The sequence below is a fragment of the Thalassospira sp. MCCC 1A01148 genome (genome assembly GCF_001613795.1).
Classification (GTDB): Bacteria; Pseudomonadota; Alphaproteobacteria; order Rhodospirillales; family Thalassospiraceae; genus Thalassospira.
Window position 1 is genome coordinate 472790 of the sequence record NZ_LPVZ01000020.1, and the last position, 17410, is coordinate 490199.

Here is a 17410-nt window from a genome sequence, read left to right on the forward strand (position 1 = left end):
TCCCCTGCCCTCCTTGTCCCACATTGCTTTACACTTGGTCTGTCACCCCGAACCAACCAGCCATCAGAGCCGGGCGGTGACAACAACCGGATCAGGAATACCTGATCCCGTTTTGACCAGGTCCGGAGGAAACGATGAGCGAGACATCAAAATCGTCGCGCCAGAAACAGGAATTCGAGCACGCGCTTGACTCCAGCGACAGCAATGTCGCCCAATTCGAACATAAACACCGCAGTCTGTTTGACAGTGTGCAGCACTTCCTGCACGGCAACCCGACGATGGTGCCGGTGATTGTTCTGATATTTTCGATCATCATTTTCGGCTTTGTCGCCGGCAGTAAATTCTTTTCACCGTTTAACCTGTCGCTGATCATGCAGCAGGTGTCGATCATCGGCATTCTGGCAGCGGCGCAAAGCCTTGTGATCCTGACCGCCGGGATTGACCTTTCGGTCGGGGCGATCATGGTTCTGATGTCGGTCATTATGGGGCAGCTTGCCGTGACCATCGGCATCCCGGCCCCGATTGCCATTGTGATCGGCTGCATTGGCGGGATCTGTGCCGGGGCGCTGAACGGGTTTTTGGTAACCCGGATCAAGTTACCGCCGTTTATCGTGACGCTGGGCACATGGAATATTTTCTTTGCGCTTAATCTTTGGCTTTCGGGCGCACAATCAATCCGCAGCCAGACGTTGGATGAAATCGCCCCGCTTTTGAAATTCTTTGGCGAAAGCATCGCGCTTGGCGGGGCCCGGATCACCTATGGGTCGATCCTGATGCTGGTGATCTTTGGGGTGCTTTGGTACATCCTTAATCATACCAGTTGGGGTCGGCATGTTTATGCCATTGGCGATGACAAGGAAGCTGCCGAGCTTTCGGGCATTCGCACCAACCGCACCCTGATCATGGTTTATTGCCTGGCCGGGCTGGTTTGCGCGATTGGCGCGTGGGCATCCATCGGACGTGTGGGTTCTGTTTCGCCACAGAGTTTCCAGGAAGCCAACCTGCAATCGATTACCGCTGTTGTCATCGGGGGCATTTCGCTGTTTGGCGGACGTGGATCGATCATTGGTCCGCTGATCGGGGCATTGATCGTTGGCGTGTTTAATTCCGGCCTCAGACTGGCAGGCGTGGATGTTCTCTGGCAGGTCTTTGCCATCGGCTGGCTGACCATTATTGCTGTCGCCATCGACCAGTGGATCAGAAAGGTGTCGTCATGAGCAACACTTCCCAATCTGTGCAACCTGTTCTTAAGGCACGCGGCATCGTCAAACGATATGGACGCGTCACCGCCCTGAACTATGCCGATTTTGATCTTTATCCTGGCGAGGTTCTTGCCGTGATCGGCGATAACGGTGCGGGCAAATCATCGCTGATCAAGGCGCTTTCGGGCGCTGTGACCATTGATGAAGGCAGTATCGAACTGGATGGCAAACCGATCCAGTTCACATCGCCAATGGAAGCTCGCGAAGCCGGAATTGAAACGGTGTATCAGAACCTTGCACTTTCGCCCGCACTGTCGATTGCCGATAACATGTTCATGGGTCGCGAGCTTCGCAAAAAGGGCGTCATGGGCAAGTATTTCGGGGCGCTGGACCATAAGGAAATGCAGCGTCTGGCGCGTGAGAAGCTTTCTGAGCTTGGCCTGATGACCATTCAGAACATCAATCAGGCGGTTGAAACCCTTTCGGGGGGGCAGCGTCAGGGCGTTGCGGTTGCCCGTGCGGCAGCATTCGGATCGCGCGTTGTGATCATGGATGAACCGACCGCCGCCCTTGGCGTCAAGGAAAGCCGTCGCGTGCTAGATCTGATTGCCGATGTGAAGGCGCGCGGCATGCCGATTGTGCTGATTTCGCACAACATGCCGCATGTCTTCGAAGTTGCCGATCGCATTCATGTGCATCGGCTGGGCAAACGTCTTTGCACCATCAAACCCGATGATTACAGCATGTCAGACGCGGTTGCCTTCATGACGGGGGCCAAAGAGCCCCCGGCAGAAGAAGCCGCATAAAATAACGTACCCGGATATGAGAAGCCCAGTTTCATGACACCTGATCTCGACGCGTTGGCAGACGCCATTCGCGCCAAGCACGCCGACAAGGGCCGCATTCTTGTTGCCATCGTCGGTGCACCAGCCTCGGGCAAGTCAACCTTGTCCGACCGGCTTTATCACCATCTGGGGGGTGATAAAGCCGGGGCTGCTGTGGTGCCGATGGACGGGTTTCATTTTGACAATGCCGTTCTGGAAGAACGCGATCTTCTGGAGCGCAAGGGTGCGCCAGAGACATTCGATGTCGGCGGGCTCAAACGCACACTTATCGCGCTTCGCGACACGCCAAACGAAGACGTTTACGTCCCGCTGTTTGACCGCACACTTGAAATATCGCGCGGCTCCGCCCGTGTGATCACACCAAACCACAAAATCATTCTTGTCGAAGGCAATTACCTGCTTCTTGATCAGACACCCTGGAACCAGCTGCATACGCTGTTTGATCTGTCGATCTATCTTGATGTACCCCAAGAAAAGCTTCGTGTGCGCCTGATGGAACGATGGCGCTCTTTTGGCTTTGATGATGAGGGCGCACGCACCAAGGCGGAACGAAACGACCTGCCCAATGCCGTAACCGTTGCACGGCTCAGCAAACTGGCCGACATCGTGGTTACAGGCGGCTGATAAATTCCCCATCCAGAAGAATATCCACCAGCCAGTCGGCAACGGCACGGACCGGCGGCAGGTGGCGTTTGTCCTGATGGGTCAGAAGCCAGACTTCGCGACCAACCGGATGATAGCCTTCAAGCAAGGTAAGGCCATCAATCCGCGCGCCCACGCACATCGGCAGGAGCGCACAACACGCATGGCCCGCCATCATTGATGCCATGATCGACCCACGATTGGCGTATCCGATTGTCTTGCGATCCGGGAAATGATCCGACAGCCATTTCTGTTCGGGCTTATCGGCAAAAAATTCATCAAGGTCGATCCATGGCAGTTTTGCCGGATCAAGGGCATCCGGCGGCAACCCGTCGGGGTTACAAAAGACGCCAAATTGCAGACACCCCAGACGTCGAATATGAAACGCACCGGTTTCGGGACGGGCAAGGCGGATGGCAATATCGGTTTCGCGTTGCGCAAGGCTAAGATTGCGGTTGGCGCCGATCAATTCCAGTGCAATGCCCGGATAGCGCCGATGCAAGGACGCCACATGCGGGGCAACACAATCTTGCAAGATTGCATCAACACCGGTCAGCCGGACAATGCCACTGATTTGCCTGGTATCGTTTTCCGCCTGCGGTTCCTGCGCCAAAAGCCCTGAGACGTTTTCCTGCATTTGCAAGGCAGTTTGCAGAAGGGCCTGTGCGCGGGCTGTCGGGCTAACAGCCCGGCCATCGCGATGAAGGACGCTATAGCCGACCCATTCCTCAAGGCGGGCAATGCGCCGTGCCACCGTGGTCTGATTGACACCCAGTTCACGGGCGGCGGCACTCATATTCCCGGCCTGGCAGACCAGTGCAAAGGTCCGCAATCCTTCCCAATCAAGGGGCATTTGACGCTCCAGATTTCTGCATAATTGCAGATATTAGCCGAATTAATGCCGATGGATAATGCAAATTCGCAGATCAATAATGAGGCATCAAAACGATAACCCAAGGATCCCGATATGACTGCGCAAACCATTTTTGATATCGCCGGTGCTGTTCTTCCGACCGGAACGCCCAAGAACGCCGCATTGATCGTGATTGATGCACAGGAAGAATACCGTGATGGCAAACTGAAGTTGTCCGGGCTCTCGCCGGCCCTTGCAAATATCCAGACGCTGCTTGCCCATTGGCGCGATCAGGGCGGCACGGTGATCCATGTACAGCACCATGCAGAGGGCCTGTTTGATCCAAGTGGTCCCTATGCTGCAATCATGCCTGAAGTTACCCCGCATCAGGGTGAGGCGATCCTGACCAAGTCCGTACCAAGTTCTTTTGGCGGCACCAAACTTGAAGAGTTGCTGAAACAAGGCGGTTTTGACCATGTCGTACTGACGGGTTTCATGACCCATCTGTGCGTATCGACCACCGCACGTGTCGCCAACGAAAAGGACTATCAGGTCACCGTCGTGGCAGACGCCACCGCAACCCGCGATTTGCCCGACACCCTCACCGGCAAAACCATTCTGGCAGCGGACCTGCATAACAACGAACTGGCGATGCTGGCCGACGCCTTTGCCAAGATTGTCACGATGAAAGAGATTCTCGCGGCATAACTAGCGCTGACCGATCACTAAAACAAGAAAGCGTCCTGCGATAGTCGAGGGACGCTTTCTTGGGTTTCTAGTATTATCAGCTTTGCTAAGCTTCACGGGTCTCGCCACTGAGAAAATCATCATAAGCTATCGCCAAGCCAGTTTGCAGATCAACTGATGGCCTCCAACCGGTTGCAAACAGACGCTCACTATCCATCAATTTACGCATGGTACCGTCCGGCTTGGAAGCATCAAACGCGATCTTTCCAGTAAAGCCAACAGTTTTTGCTATTTCTTTCGCCAATTCTTGGATAGTCACATCCGAGCCATATCCAACGTTGATGTGGCTGCACATTTCCTCGGTATTTGCCTTGTAAGTTGCATGATCCAAGTTCATGACGTGAATACTCGCTGCCGCCATATCATCGACAAACAGGAATTCGCGATAAGGCTTGCCACTTCCCCAGACTATGACTTCGCTGGCGCCCGAAACCTTTGCCTCGTGGAATCGGCGCAAGAGAGCCGGAATAACGTGACTGTTTTCCGGATGGTAGTTGTCACCTGGACCATAAAGGTTGGTCGGCATCACACTGCGATAGTCCCGACCATATTGCCTGTTAAAGGATTCACAGAGCTTGATGCCTGCGATCTTGGCTATCGCGTAGGGTTCATTGGTGCTTTCGAGCACACCGGTCAAAAGCGCGTCTTCTCGCATTGGCTGCGCCACAGCCCGCGGGTAAATGCAGCTTGACCCAAGGAAGAGAAGTTTTTGAACGTCGTTCTTATGTGCCGCTCCGATCACATTGGCTTCAATCAAGATATTCTTGTATATGAAGTCGGCGGGGAAAGTATTATTGGCATAAATGCCACCCACCTTGGCCGCTGCCAGATAAACCTCATCAACTTTGTTCTCAGAAAGAAAAAGGTCTACGGCAGCCTGCTTCTCAAGATCTAAGTCTTTACGCTCAGCGGTTACAACCTCGACGTCAACGTCTGATACCAACAGTCGTTCAATTGCGCTTCCGACCATGCCTTTATGGCCGGCGACAAAAATCCTTCTTTTCACCCCCTAATTCCCTTCTTTCTTCTCAGTTTCCCGTCCATACTGATCGTCAAAACGTACGATATCGTCTTCACCCAAGTATGTGCCCGACTGAACCTCTATAAGCTCAAGCGGGGTTTTTCCGGGATTCTCCATTCGGTGAACCGCACCTAGGGGAATATAGGTTGATTCGTTCTCGTGTAGCAGGAAGTTTTCATCTTCGCGCGTTACCAGTGCTGTTCCTTTAACAACGATCCAGTGCTCAGCGCGATGGTTATGTCTTTGTAAAGAGAGTCTTGCACCTGGCTTGACAGTAATGCGTTTGACCTGGAATCGGTCGCTATGATCAATGCTATCGTACGCGCCCCAAGGGCGTGCGACACGGCGATGCTCTTGTACTTCCGCGCGACCGGCTGCATCTAGCTCTGACACGACACCCTTTACTTTTTCTACTTGATCAAGCGCACTTACCATCAGGGCATCCGGAGTATCAATAATCGCCAAATCTTGCGTGCCGATTGTCACGACGAGACGACGGTCGGAGGCATGTACAAGGGTGTTCTTTGAATCAATCGAATGAATGTTTTCGGTGACACCGAGCTTGCCACAATTCTCTTGGTCAACTTCGCTCAGTGCAAACATCGCATCCCAACTGCCGACATCACTCCACACGCCCTTAAACGGAACTACAGCGATATTGTTCGCACGTTCCATCACCGCATAGTCGATGCTCTTATTCGTTGCATCGACGAATTCTGCTCCGGGCCGCCAGAATGCACCGTCCTGTTCAGCACTTGCAATTGAAGCAATACATTTGTCATAGATCGTCGGCTCAAAGGCCTGTATTGATTCAAGCAGCACAGACCGCTTGATCAGAAAAATACCCGAGTTCCAGAGGAACTTGCCTGAGGACAGGAATTTCAGAGCTGTATCGCAATCGGGTTTTTCGTGAAAGCGCACCGACTTTGCAGCATCACCACGAATTCCCTCACCTGTTTCAATATAGCCGTAAGCGGTACTTGGTCCACTTGGCTGAACGCCGAAGGTCACAATCCATCCGCCACTCGCGAGATCCAAAGCACCAATGACCATTGCGCGAAATTCGTTTGCGTTTGGAATAAAGTGATCGGCGGGGCAAAACAGAAGCAAGTCATCAGGACCTCCTTCAAAAGCTGCAGCCAAACCCATTGCAGGCGCGGTATCCCGCCCACAAGGTTCAAGGATTTGGATAAGGTCCTGCCCGGTCTTATCGGCAATCTCTTGAACAAAAAAACGGTAATCATTCCCGCTAACAGCCAGAACATCGCCAAGAGGGGACACTCTATCAAGAGTGAGTTCAAATAGGGACTTTCCGTCATACAGAGGAATGAACTGTTTGGGAAACGCCTTGCGTGAAAGCGGCCACAGCCTTGTCCCAGACCCGCCGCACATGATGACGGGCTTGATGGTTTTTTCTTCTCGCATGTCTAAGTTGCGCTTTCAGCTGACGCGTCTTTCAGAACCGACCCCGCTTATAGAACAGTTTGTATCACCCTTCCAAGATCTCAGTCACTTGTAAGGCAAACAAATCCCCTAAAACCTTCAGGCAACCTTACTCACCATTTACAGTATCAAAGAATAAAAGCATTTTTCGCTCTGTGGCGCGGCTTGGTCACCAACCTTATACTCGCGAAAAAACACCCCGCAAATTTTGCGGGGTGTTTTGGTTCGTGCGATCAGGCCGCATCACGACATATGCTGACCGCCATTAATCGACAGGCAGGAACCGGTGATGAAGCCGGAATTCGGGCCGCAGAGATAGAGGATCGCCTGCGCGATCTCGGCTGCTTCGCCCAAACGGCCGACCGGAATTTTGGAAATAATGCCTTCGAGTACCTTTTCCGGAACAGCCGCCACCATGTCGGTATTGATATAGCCCGGCGCGATGGTGTTGACCGTAATCCCCTTGCGCGCGACTTCCTGGGCGAGTGCCTTGGTAAAGCCGTGCACGCCTGCCTTGGCAGCAGAATAGTTGGTCTGGCCGAACTGACCTGCCTGCCCGTTAATCGAGGAAATATTCACAACCCGGCCAAATCCACGCGCGCGCATGCCTTCAAGAACCGGTTTGGTCATGTAAAACAGCGAGCTCAGATTGGTATCAATCACCGCGTTCCATTGCTCGGTCTCCATCTTGTGCATGAAGCCGTCGCGGGTAATGCCGGCATTGTTGATCAGAATATCGATTGGCCCGACTTCAACCTCGACCTTGGCGATGCCCGCAGCGCACGCATCAGCGTCGGCGACACTCCATTTATAGGTCGCAATACCGGTTTCATCGGTAAAGGCTTTCGCGGCCTCGTCATTGCCAGCATAGTTCGCAACCACGGTATAGCCCGCGTCCTTGAGTGACAGGCTGATGGCCTTGCCAATGCCGCGCGTTCCACCGGTTACCAGTGCTGTTTTTGTCATGGTCGCCTCCCTAAACTTCGTTCATCAAACGTGTCATTATCGCGATTTCCGTAGCTTGCCCTTCTACGACTAGCGTAATATTAGTCCATAAAAAGCGTTATATATGTAATTTTATTTCATCTCCATCATCGATTTTTGCAATGCCGCTTAGTCTTTCGTCGCACTGCAGCACAAGTTGCATCAATGCAAACGGGGCATCCCCGCCAAGAGGACGCCCCGCATGTTTTATTTTCCGGCAAAGGATCGCTTAGCGTTCAACGCAAAGCGCAACCCCCATGCCGCCGCCAATGCAGAGCGTCGCCAGACCTTTTTTGGCATCGCGTTTCTGCATTTCGTGCAGCAATGTGGTGAACACACGGGCGCCGGATGCGCCGATGGGATGGCCAAGTGCAATCGCACCGCCATTAACGTTGACCTTGTCGGTATCCCAGCCCATGTCGCGGTTGACTGCAATCGCCTGCGCGGCAAAGGCTTCGTTGGCTTCGATCAGGTCAAGGTCGGCTGCCGACCAGCCCGCCTTCTCAAGCGCCTTTTTCGACGCCGGGATCGGACCAGACCCCATGATCGCCGGATCGACACCGGCCGTTGCCCAGCTTTTGATGGTGGCAAGCGGGGTCAGGCCGCGCTTGGACGCCTCAGCCGCTGACATGACAATCAGGGCTGCAGCGCCATCATTGATGCCCGATGCGTTACCAGCGGTAACCGTACCTTCCTTATCGAACGCCGGGCGAAGCTTCGCCATGCCTTCGGGTGAGGCACCGTGACGCGGATATTCATCCGTATCAAAGACAATGTCGCCTTTGCGGTTGGGAATGGTCACCGCGGCAATTTCGTCATCGAAGCGGCCAGCCTTCTGGGCGGCTTCGGCCTTGTTCTGGGAGCTTGCGGCAAATGCGTCCTGCTCTTCGCGCGAGATGCCCCACTTGTTGGCAATGTTTTCTGCGGTATTGCCCATGTGATAGCCGTTAAACGCGCACCACAGACCATCCTTGATCATGCTGTCGATGAATTTGACATCGCCCATTTTGTGGCCCGCGCGCAAATGCGCCACATGGCCCGAAAGCGACATGTTTTCCTGACCGCCAGCAACAACGATATTGGCATCACCGGTCATGATCTGCTGGGCGGCAAGGGCGACTGTACGCAGACCCGAGCCACAAACCTGGTTGATGAGAAACGCGGTCGCGCGGTCAGAAATACCTGCGCCAATCGCGGCCTGGCGCGCCGGGTTCTGCCCCTGACCGCCTGTCAGGACCTGACCAAGGATCACTTCGTCAACAGCATCGCCTTCGACGCCTGCGCGTTCAAGTGCGGCCTTGATGGCAACAGCACCCAGATCGTGCGCCGGGGTATTGGCCAGCGTGCCACTGAATGCGCCGATTGGTGTCCGTGCGGCACCCACAATTACGACGTCGGTCATGAGATCCTCCGATTAATCCTGATTACGTTTCCAAAGATCGGGCAAAGATCGTTGCGGGCCTTGCTCAGATCCAGACATGATCTTATCGCACCGCAGCAGAATTCCAAGCACTGATCCCTACCACTTTCGGTCAGTCCACAACGATGATTTGCAAGCAATACCCAACTGAACTTTTCTTATCGACCAATATATAAAGAGTTTGCTTGAACAGCTTCAATCGCAAGCCTCGGTTAGAAATTTTTGGTATTTTCTCGAATTCTGGCCTACTGAAATGGTTCGACACCAAAGATAAGCTGGCATGGATTAACTACATAACTGTATCGCGGTTTCCTGATCATTTTTCAATCGGTCTACGGGTATTAGGAAACTCTTGTTAGAGATCTGATTCCGTCTCATAGCCATTGTTGAGCGGCTCAATTGTAGAGGGCGAGTTACTCTATGAAAAAATCCTTGCCTCTATCGACTCTAAGAACTCGACAATGGGGCATGTGAATCAGGACTGAATTAGGTGTTTCTTCTTGAGAGCTGGGCTCACTAGTCAGCAACAATGATTGAGGGATTTGCAGCAGACAATTCTACAGCAGCTATGTATATTGCCAGCCTGATCTAATCGGTGCAGCTAATGAGAGCCATCGGTAATCTGTATGCCTACAATTTCAATGGTTCACAATCACCATTCACCTTAATCCTTTTAATTGAGTCCAATCGAATTGTGTTTTCTTCGAAATTCGCTCTGTATGCAGTGTCGAACAAGAAACTGATTACCGAAAAACATTCTCAGTGCGCCTTCCACTTACATAGGCGCTCGAAAGCCATAACCGAGATCATTCTTAGCGATTTTTGCCAAACCGCTGAATTCAGGCGCTTGCATATCAAAACTTCAACGCGTCTCACTCAGGTCTGGAGAAAAATCTGGCGATAGTCGCGATCTGGAGACGTACTCACTCTGTTAGCTCATATGGTAGCGAAGAGTGGTGCTGTACTGAACGTCTTTGGAACCGATTATCCTAGATACAGTGGAACATCTGCTTGCAGATTATGTCTAGGTCGATGACCACGCAATTACACTTATTCTCCCTGATTATTATTTACCTAGTCTGGACCGAGGGAACTTTTAAGATATGAAAACAGGAGTCGAGAGAGGGTGTTCTGTCCTTGATGTTCTCAAACTGTCCCAGAATGTGACCAAGATCAATTTTCAGACTGAATGCGTTGCCCGTCGAATGGGAGATCTGGAAAAACCAGTCGCAAGCGCCTTTAAAACAAAACAGGCCTTGAACTGGACACCACAGTTTGATGATCTTAAATACACGATCATACGTGCGTGGGCTTTTATTGAAAGACAGTTTCAGTGACAGATAAATTCCTTCCTTACGGTCGCCAGTCAATCGATCAGACAGACATTGATGCTGTGATCGAAGTCCTCAAGTCAGATTTTCTTACGACTGGCCCAGCAGTTGACCTATTTGAGGACCTCCTTGCTGAAAAAACTCAATCTCAATTTGCTATCGCTTGCAACTCTGGCACTGCTGCACTTCACATGGCCGCTCATGCTGCTGGGCTACAGAAAGGCGACGCGGCAATCGTACCATCCGTTACCTTCCTTGCGTCTGCAAATGCGATGACTTTCACCGGCGCAGAGGTTGTTTTTGCAGATTGCAATCCTGAGACAGGCCTAATGAGCCCTGAACACTTAGAAGACGCGATTTCGCGTGCAAAAGAAACAAACCTGTCTCCTAAAGTGGTGGTACCGGTGCATCTCGCTGGTCAAATGTGTGACATTGAAGCAATCGCAAAAATAGCCCGACGCGAGGGGATGTTCGTCATTGAGGACGCCTGTCATGCAATTGGAACAACCTACGGTCCTGATTTTAGGTACACTGCAGGGGACTGCACATGGTCTGATATGACAGCCTTCTCTTTCCACCCGGTAAAAACAATTGCCATGGGCGAAGGTGGTGCGGTCACGACAAACAACCCACGTCTGGACGAGAAACTAAAACTCTTCCGAAACCATGGCATGAGCAGGAACACAGATACTTTTATTGCGTCAGAGCTCGGCAGGGATCGTTCTGGTGACTGGGGGCAATGGTACTACGAAATGGCAGAGCCAGGCTACAACTACCGCGCTTCAGACATTCAATGCGCCCTCGGCTACAGTCAGTTGAAAAGGCTGGATCAGTTTCGCGAACGCAGGCGGGATTTGCGGCAGGCTTATTATGCGATGGAGGATAACCTTCCAAGAGGTGTCAAGCTATCTCCAAAGATTTCAACTTGCCGGCCATGTCCGCATTTGATGATAGCCCTTTTCGAGAATGATTTTCTCGGAAAAGGGCGAAACCATATCATGACCCACTTAAAGGACATGGGTATTGGCACTCAAGTCCACTATATACCAGTGCACTTGCAGCCCTATTACCGCAAACTGCAACCTGAACTTGACCTTCCTGGCGCCGTTCATTTCTACAAAACGTGCCTATCTCTGCCACTTTATCAAGCCATGACCGAGGCAGACGTAAAAAAGGTTATTCAATGCTTGAAGGAAATTGGCAAATAAAGGCGAAAGAAGTTATTTCTTGAAGCGCGCTGAATGTGAGTGCGAAAACAATGCGGCTACAAGCACACGGAACAATGATTTCGGCAAAATTCTGTATAGAATCTCCCAACCGAAATAGAGATTAAGTGACCGGGTGGACTTGTAGGGCTTCCACTGCTTCCATGTGGATACAAGGTTGCTCCAAGAATAGAGTTCGGCGTGTTTCGCTCGGATAAACATCCAAAGGTCGACGTGCTTGCGCCTCGAAATACTTGCAAGCATGGCAGTCGACTGAACGCGATAATGGAACAGCGGCTTATTGATCACCGCCCCCTTGTATCCCATCTTGCCTAGACGAATGTTCCATTCCCAGTCTTCGTAACCTTGGCGCATGGCTTCATCATAACCACCAAGCTCCTGCCAAGTTTTTCTAGGTTGCAGCAAGCAATACGGTAACTGGTTCAGGAAAAGCTGCTCAAAGAAATTGTAGTTTTTCTTGAGAATTCCTGATGACTCTGCTTCTAGCGAAAGCCACGAAAACACGAAATCAACATCTTCTTCCGCCAATATCAGTTTCATACCAGTTTCAATGAAATCTGGCTCAAGCCAGTCGTCGCAGTCGAGGGGCAAAACATACTCCCCTTTGGCTTCTTGAAAACCACGGTTACGTGCACTTGGCAAACCCCTGTTTTCCTGCCTGATCAGGCGGATATCATCAGAAATTTCGTCAAGGAAACTTATAGTTTTCGAATTGTCCGAACCGTCGTCAATCACGATAATCTCTAACGGAGAGACCGTCTGCTTACGCGCAGAGTCAATTGCCTGAGCCAGAAACTCATGACCGTTATAGCATGGGATAATTACGGACACGGACGGCAACATAAATTAGTGCTCCTTGCGTACCATAGGGAGGCAAACAGCCCATATCTCACCCCAAGTGGTCCCTAAGCTTGCAATTTCAATATCTGCGTCAGACATCTCTTTTTCGAATTCATGAACCGTGTGTTCAATGAAATGAGTTCTGTCGTTGAAGTAAGTAATGCCGAGTTCCTTCCTCATAGGAACATGCCATTCACGTTCGAAAGCGGGTACCCGGATGAGAATCTGCGAAGGTGACAACACCTCAACTATACGACGAAGAAAGCCCTGCCTGTCTTCTATGTGTTCAAGAACATTGGAAAGAATGACAGTATCCGCAGTTTCTTCAGGCAAAACCTCAAATGCATCACCAAAAACGAAGTGGAGATTATCCGGATTTCGAGAAGCAACAGCTTGTTCGTAACGAGCTTCGTCCATCTCTACACCGATTACACGGCAGCCCGGCACATTCGCAGCAACCGATCGTGCGACGGCCCCGTATCCACAACCGATATCCACAACAACGCTGTTCGGGGAGATATTCTTAATAAAAAAGTCGTGATACATCATAAGGCGGTGTTTCGGGTGCTCACCCCCTTCATACGCCATAGCACGCTCCGAGAGCAGTCGCTCAAGATTGTCTTTAATTGCGTACAAACGTGGCAATGACTGCGCTGGAGCGCCAATTCTGGATTCCATCATCAACAGCCCGAAAACAATTCCGCCTCTAACTTTTCCGGGAATAATTCGATACAGCCACGAGAGCAGGCGAACAACCCAAAGCACAACTAAACGCATTATAAATATCCAAATATATCGCTGCTTCCAACACTGCGTAAACCCAGATTTCATCAGCAGAACTGATCAGCTTTACAGCAAAAGCGCTATCGCCTCGTCCGCCAGAAGCACGTGTAAATTTGTTGCGTGCCACATTGCAAACTTGCACGTCAAATCTACGCAAACAAGTCACTGTCGAGAAACAACAACCTCGCGCAGAGATAATATAGACCTCATGCAGGTCAGCTGCGCAAGGAACTTTTCCGGTCAATACGCTTGCTCAACGCCAACAAGTCGAGATACATAAACGAACTTATCTTTTGCTTGGAATGAAGTTGGCGGTATCCGTTGCCAAATACCTTAGTCGTCATTGTCGCAGGACGCGTTTCCGAATGGACGGTCAAAGGAGAAACGCCGCCAGGTTACTTTAACCCGGCGCGGGGCTTTTCACGGATTGTTGTTGTATCACTGGCTCCTGACTCGCCATCCGAGGAGGACCTGCAAAAGCTATGCGGTCTGGTCGAGTACGAATTTCGGTCTGTTGATCTGCTCTGCTTAAAGGGCTTTGCAAGAACTATGATGCTTCCTCCGCTTGTCCGGGCATTTGTTATCCGTAGGTTGAATGTTGCTTTTGCTGAGGACGAAAAAGTCTCGGTACGCGGTTACGGTGATACATTCGCAGGAATGGTGGCTTCGATCTTAGGCAAACACTATCAGTGCAAAAGCGTCGCCAGCATTCACACAACGCATACATATCAGCCGTCAGGTTCATCAAAAAGGGGCAAAGAGCTGTTGCTTAGTATACTTGAAAGCATGGCGAGACGATACACGCACTCGAAGATCGATTTCCTAGCACCTGTTTACAGTCCTGCTCTTGAGACAGTCCCTCTTAGATACCATTCCAAGACACACTTGATCCCGAATGCTGTTGCTGTCGCTAGCGAGGACGTAAAAGCCAATTATCAACAAGCAGAAAAGCTCTTTAGTCTTGTAACTGTTGGCAGACTGATCACAGGAAAATCGGTCTTACCTATCCTTGAAGCTGTTCAACAGACTCCATTTACCACGCTAACCATCATCGGAGATGGCCCAAATAGACGATTGATCGAGAACTGGATTAGATCTCAGAGGATGTCGCACCGCGTAAAACTCGTCCCTCGCATGGAAAACAAAGAGCTTGTTACAAAACTCAAAAACTTCGACGCGTTTGTCGGGTACACAGAGTTTGCCGAGATACCCAAGACTGTCATCGAAGCAGGTCTCGTAGGCCTACCCATTGTCCTCAACACTCCAAAATATCGCTTACCAAAAGAGTACGATGGTATCGCGATACATTGGGTAGACGGACAGCCACAGAGCTACGCCAAAGCTATAGGGAGTCTTATTGACACCCCATCTGATCGAGAACTGTCTGGAAGAGATACCCGGGAAAAATTCGAGATCCTGTTCGACCCGGACACCAGCAACAAGAGAATGTTTCAGTTATTGACAGCTGCAGAACTGGACATGCTCCCGAACCATCAAACGCACAATGACGGGAGCAATGGAGCTGCATGACGAAGATCGCTGTTATTCTAGGCACTCGCCCCGAAGTCATAAAACTCGCGCCGGTCGTACGTGCTTTGCGCGAACAGATTGGGGATGAGGAAGTCAAAGTCTATTCGACAGGTCAACATCGCGAACTATTTGTGCAAGCCTTGGATTGCCTGAGGATCAGAATAGATCATGACTTCAACTTAATGGCGAATGCCAAAACCTTTGACAACATGCAGGACAAGATTATTACGCTCCTGAAACAGGAGTTTGCAAAAGATCGCCCCGATATTGTTATAGTCCAAGGTGACACCATATCTGCGTTTTCCGGTGCCATGGCAGGCTTTCTCTGCAATGTGCATGTCGCGCATGTCGAAGCCGGCTTAAGAACCGGGGATCTTCAAAATCCCTGGCCGGAAGAGGGGCTCAGACAAATGATTGCACGCATTACATCCCTGCATCTGGCGCCGACGCCAAGGGCCTTTCAAAACCTGATCCAAGAAGGGTTACCTGAAGAGAACATTCATATTGTTGGCAATCCGGGCATCGATACACTTGTTTCCGTTCAAAAACTGCTGGACGGAAGTACTTCTGACGGGACAACAAAAAAGCGCCGTGAAAGCAAACTGGCTATTGTAACAATGCATCGACGGGAAGCGCTTGATGGGACACTTGATCTGTTTTGCCACCAGCTAAAAGCTGCAATCCAACAGAACAAGAATTGCACGTTCCTCTGGCCTGTACATCCTAATCCAGCTATCAGAGACGTAATCAGGAAAAATTTCGACGACAACTCACTCTTTGACAACCTGAAGATCATAGAACCGCTACCTTACAAAGCGATGATTGCCATGCTGGGCAATGCAGACCTTGTCATTAGTGACTCCGGCGGCATGCAGGAAGAAGCACCGTATTGTGGTGTACCCATTATCGTTGTTCGCGATACAACTGAACGCCCAGAAATCATGGAGCTTGAACTCGGATGCCTTGTCGGGTCCAGAGCAGAAAGTCTGTCCGTCAAAGTTGCAACGTATTTAAATACAGAGCTGAACGCAGACGCAATCTGCGAGTGGCAAAAAATTCAGGGACAAGGACAGGCTGCAGGAAGAATAGCCCAGATTATTGCAAGCTTCATTTAAAACGGAAACCCCGGATCATTGCCAGATACCCCACTCCATAGAAGACCGGGAACAAGACAATAGCCGAAACAATCTCCATCGCCATATTTTCCAGATAGAGAACACTCACAACCCACTCAACCGAAAAATAGGCAAGAACCGAAAAAGAGATAATAATTGCGATTCTGCAAGGTTTGAGAATCAGGCCTGACAACCCTTTACGTGCAGCAATTGCGACGAATACAGTCGCCAAAAACAACTTACCAAACAGAATACCAAGTGCAATTCCCAACATTCCGAACTCTGACGCAAGAATGACGGCAAGAGAAAAGCCAAGCAAAGCAGAGCTAACCGTTGCGACTAACAAGCTTTTCCCAGACGAAACGGATATAACAAAGTATTCCCAGCCGGTTGCCGCTTGATTGATTAACACCGCCAGACCGAGCACGAATACAATGGCTGACATTCCAGACGCGTGAGTATTGACAAGTAAGGAAATAGCAGGGTCCGCGATCAAGCATAGGCAGCCAAATACCGGTAGTGACAATTCAAGGAAAGTCATCGTCCGGCTTTGAACTGCTTCGCTGCAAAGTTCAATATTTCCACTCGATTTGTGGCGGATGATTTCTGGAAATAATAGCCACCAGAAAGGTGCTCCGAGCGCCACAATTGCTGAAAGAACCATCACGGCAGCGGTGTATTGCGCTACCATTTCAGCCCCCAGATATTGGCCAACAATTAGCCTACTGCCAAGGTTACCAGCCCATTCAGCCAGCCCAGCCAACATGAAAGGAATGCCTGAAAACAACACCATAAACTGTGGACGATCCCAGATTGCCCCAACTCTACGCCGCCCTCGTTGTAATTCATTCAGCAGGACAAAGATCACTACTGACAGTTTGACAAGGATTAGTGCTAAAAACGCCGACCAGATGGACAACCCTCCAGCAACCAGCAACGAAAAAAGCGCCGCCAAATGCAGGCATATTGCAGTCAACTGGATGGCAATTGAGTATCGCACCCATTTCTGCGCTCTGAAATACTCCTGAACTAGCGCCTCAACCGCGGTAGCCCAAGCCAGACCAGTCAAAAGCAGAACAAGTGAAACGGGTTCGGGGTCCCAGCTTAGGGATAGGAGTTTGCCAACATTTTCAGAGAACCCCCACAGAATTCCAGCAAGAAGCAGACAGAGGGCCGTCAACAAGCCAACAGCAAAGAGCAACAGACCCGGCGAGTTCGAAGGCTCCTTGCCAGCCGCCACCTTACGGATGACAGTAAAACCCAGCCCCGCCGAGACAATAGGTACGAAAGCGAAAGACAGGCTCTGTATCTGGGCGTAACTGCCGAAAACTGCAGCTCCCAACACCCACGAAAGAAGCGGGGTCACAATGAAGCTGTTGCCGCGTGCCGCCGCCTCTGCCAGAAATCTCATTCCTAGATCGCTGGTGC

At 50.9% G+C, this 17410-nt stretch carries 16 protein-coding genes; 8 read left to right on the forward strand and 8 right to left on the reverse strand.

Going from position 1 to position 17410, the window contains the following annotated elements; genetic code table 11:
• The first annotated feature begins 134 nt into the window (after window positions 1-134).
• Genes AUQ43_RS11680 through AUQ43_RS11690 form a run of 3 tightly spaced genes read left to right on the forward strand, consistent with a single transcriptional unit; the run spans window position 135 to window position 2671 of the window.
• Window positions 135-1217 (forward strand): ABC transporter permease, encoded by a 1083-nt coding sequence (locus AUQ43_RS11680; protein WP_062956445.1) that lies wholly within the window; start codon window positions 135-137, stop codon window positions 1215-1217.
• The gene (locus tag AUQ43_RS11685) at window positions 1214-2008 is read left to right on the forward strand and encodes an ATP-binding cassette domain-containing protein (protein WP_062956446.1); all 795 of its coding nucleotides are present in this window, start codon (window positions 1214-1216) and stop codon (window positions 2006-2008) included. Before AUQ43_RS11680 ends, AUQ43_RS11685 begins: the two co-directional genes overlap by 4 nt.
• A 33-nt stretch (window positions 2009-2041) precedes the next feature.
• Window positions 2042-2671, forward strand: coding sequence for a nucleoside triphosphate hydrolase (locus AUQ43_RS11690; RefSeq protein ID WP_062956447.1), 630 nt, complete (start codon window positions 2042-2044; stop codon window positions 2669-2671).
• Here the strand turns inward: AUQ43_RS11690 and AUQ43_RS11695 are convergent.
• Window positions 2658-3542, reverse strand: a complete 885-nt coding sequence (locus AUQ43_RS11695) for a LysR family transcriptional regulator (RefSeq protein ID WP_062956448.1) — start codon at window positions 3540-3542, stop codon at window positions 2658-2660. The genes AUQ43_RS11690 and AUQ43_RS11695 overlap by 14 nt on opposite strands.
• 114 nt (window positions 3543-3656) lie before the next feature.
• Between AUQ43_RS11695 and AUQ43_RS11700 the strand changes: the two genes are divergently transcribed.
• Entirely contained in the window at window positions 3657-4250 is a 594-nt protein-coding gene (locus tag AUQ43_RS11700) for a cysteine hydrolase family protein (protein ID WP_062956449.1), read from the forward strand.
• A gap of 85 nt (window positions 4251-4335) precedes the next feature.
• On the opposite strand, the gene AUQ43_RS11705 is transcribed toward AUQ43_RS11700, so the two are convergent.
• The 4 genes from AUQ43_RS11705 to AUQ43_RS11720 all read right to left on the reverse strand — a co-directional run bounded on the left by AUQ43_RS11705 (window position 4336) and on the right by AUQ43_RS11720 (window position 9139).
• The gene (locus AUQ43_RS11705; RefSeq protein WP_084272081.1) at window positions 4336-5295 is read right to left on the reverse strand and encodes a GDP-L-fucose synthase; all 960 of its coding nucleotides are present in this window, start codon (window positions 5293-5295) and stop codon (window positions 4336-4338) included.
• 3 nt (window positions 5296-5298) lie between these two features.
• Window positions 5299-6735 (reverse strand): mannose-1-phosphate guanylyltransferase/mannose-6-phosphate isomerase, encoded by a 1437-nt coding sequence (locus AUQ43_RS11710; protein ID WP_181838531.1) that lies wholly within the window; start codon window positions 6733-6735, stop codon window positions 5299-5301.
• 261 nt (window positions 6736-6996) lie between these two features.
• Window positions 6997-7719: an acetoacetyl-CoA reductase gene (gene phbB, locus AUQ43_RS11715; RefSeq protein WP_062956451.1), complete on the reverse strand. Its 723-nt coding sequence runs from the start codon at window positions 7717-7719 to the stop codon at window positions 6997-6999.
• Between the two features lie 247 nt (window positions 7720-7966).
• On the reverse strand, window positions 7967-9139 hold the full coding sequence (locus AUQ43_RS11720; RefSeq protein WP_062956452.1) for an acetyl-CoA C-acetyltransferase: 1173 nt from the start codon (window positions 9137-9139) through the stop codon (window positions 7967-7969).
• 1121 nt (window positions 9140-10260) lie between these two features.
• Between AUQ43_RS11720 and AUQ43_RS11730 the strand changes: the two genes are divergently transcribed.
• Complete coding sequence (locus AUQ43_RS11730; RefSeq protein WP_062956454.1) at window positions 10261-10494, forward strand: hypothetical protein; 234 nt, start codon at window positions 10261-10263, stop codon at window positions 10492-10494.
• Entirely contained in the window at window positions 10491-11696 is a 1206-nt protein-coding gene (pseC, locus tag AUQ43_RS11735; protein ID WP_062956455.1) for a UDP-4-amino-4,6-dideoxy-N-acetyl-beta-L-altrosamine transaminase, read from the forward strand. Before AUQ43_RS11730 ends, pseC begins: the two co-directional genes overlap by 4 nt.
• 12 nt (window positions 11697-11708) lie before the next feature.
• Here the strand turns inward: pseC and AUQ43_RS11740 are convergent, their stop codons facing one another.
• Together AUQ43_RS11740 and AUQ43_RS11745 are read right to left on the reverse strand one after the other, a co-directional pair.
• Window positions 11709-12557 (reverse strand): glycosyltransferase family A protein, encoded by an 849-nt coding sequence (locus AUQ43_RS11740; protein ID WP_062956456.1) that lies wholly within the window; start codon window positions 12555-12557, stop codon window positions 11709-11711.
• Window positions 12558-12560: 3 nt separating this feature from the next.
• Window positions 12561-13331: a trans-aconitate 2-methyltransferase gene (locus AUQ43_RS11745; protein ID WP_181838530.1), complete on the reverse strand. Its 771-nt coding sequence runs from the start codon at window positions 13329-13331 to the stop codon at window positions 12561-12563.
• A gap of 327 nt (window positions 13332-13658) precedes the next feature.
• On the opposite strand from AUQ43_RS11745, the gene AUQ43_RS11750 reads away from it, so the two are divergent.
• Together AUQ43_RS11750 and wecB are read left to right on the forward strand one after the other, a co-directional pair.
• Window positions 13659-14867 carry a glycosyltransferase gene (locus AUQ43_RS11750; RefSeq protein WP_147250434.1) on the forward strand — a complete coding sequence of 403 codons (1209 nt, stop codon included), beginning with the start codon at window positions 13659-13661 and terminating at the stop codon, window positions 14865-14867.
• Window positions 14864-15982, forward strand: a complete 1119-nt coding sequence (wecB, locus tag AUQ43_RS11755) for a non-hydrolyzing UDP-N-acetylglucosamine 2-epimerase (RefSeq protein ID WP_062956459.1) — start codon at window positions 14864-14866, stop codon at window positions 15980-15982. The genes AUQ43_RS11750 and wecB overlap by 4 nt, the downstream gene beginning before the upstream one ends.
• Here wecB and AUQ43_RS11760 read toward each other — a convergent pair.
• Window positions 15975-17393 carry a lipopolysaccharide biosynthesis protein gene (locus AUQ43_RS11760; protein ID WP_062956460.1) on the reverse strand — a complete coding sequence of 473 codons (1419 nt, stop codon included), beginning with the start codon at window positions 17391-17393 and terminating at the stop codon, window positions 15975-15977. The two genes, wecB and AUQ43_RS11760, sit on opposite strands and share 8 nt — an antisense overlap.
• Window positions 17394-17410: the final 17 nt, after the last annotated feature.

Coding starts and splice junctions, on each gene's coding strand:
- AUQ43_RS11685 (WP_062956446.1), top strand. CDS start 1,214: ATGAGCAACACTTCCCAATCTGTGCAACCTGTTCTTAAGGCACGCGGC.
- AUQ43_RS11760 (WP_062956460.1), bottom strand. CDS start 17,393: ATGAGATTTCTGGCAGAGGCGGCGGCACGCGGCAACAGCTTCATTGTG.
- AUQ43_RS11745 (WP_181838530.1), bottom strand. CDS start 13,331: ATGCGTTTAGTTGTGCTTTGGGTTGTTCGCCTGCTCTCGTGGCTGTAT.
- wecB (WP_062956459.1), top strand. CDS start 14,864: ATGACGAAGATCGCTGTTATTCTAGGCACTCGCCCCGAAGTCATAAAA.
- AUQ43_RS11695 (WP_062956448.1), bottom strand. CDS start 3,542: ATGCCCCTTGATTGGGAAGGATTGCGGACCTTTGCACTGGTCTGCCAG.
- AUQ43_RS11720 (WP_062956452.1), bottom strand. CDS start 9,139: ATGACCGACGTCGTAATTGTGGGTGCCGCACGGACACCAATCGGCGCA.
- AUQ43_RS11730 (WP_062956454.1), top strand. CDS start 10,261: ATGAAAACAGGAGTCGAGAGAGGGTGTTCTGTCCTTGATGTTCTCAAA.
- AUQ43_RS11710 (WP_181838531.1), bottom strand. CDS start 6,735: ATGCGAGAAGAAAAAACCATCAAGCCCGTCATCATGTGCGGCGGGTCT.
- AUQ43_RS11680 (WP_062956445.1), top strand. CDS start 135: ATGAGCGAGACATCAAAATCGTCGCGCCAGAAACAGGAATTCGAGCAC.
- phbB (WP_062956451.1), bottom strand. CDS start 7,719: ATGACAAAAACAGCACTGGTAACCGGTGGAACGCGCGGCATTGGCAAG.
- AUQ43_RS11740 (WP_062956456.1), bottom strand. CDS start 12,557: ATGTTGCCGTCCGTGTCCGTAATTATCCCATGCTATAACGGTCATGAG.
- AUQ43_RS11690 (WP_062956447.1), top strand. CDS start 2,042: ATGACACCTGATCTCGACGCGTTGGCAGACGCCATTCGCGCCAAGCAC.
- AUQ43_RS11700 (WP_062956449.1), top strand. CDS start 3,657: ATGACTGCGCAAACCATTTTTGATATCGCCGGTGCTGTTCTTCCGACC.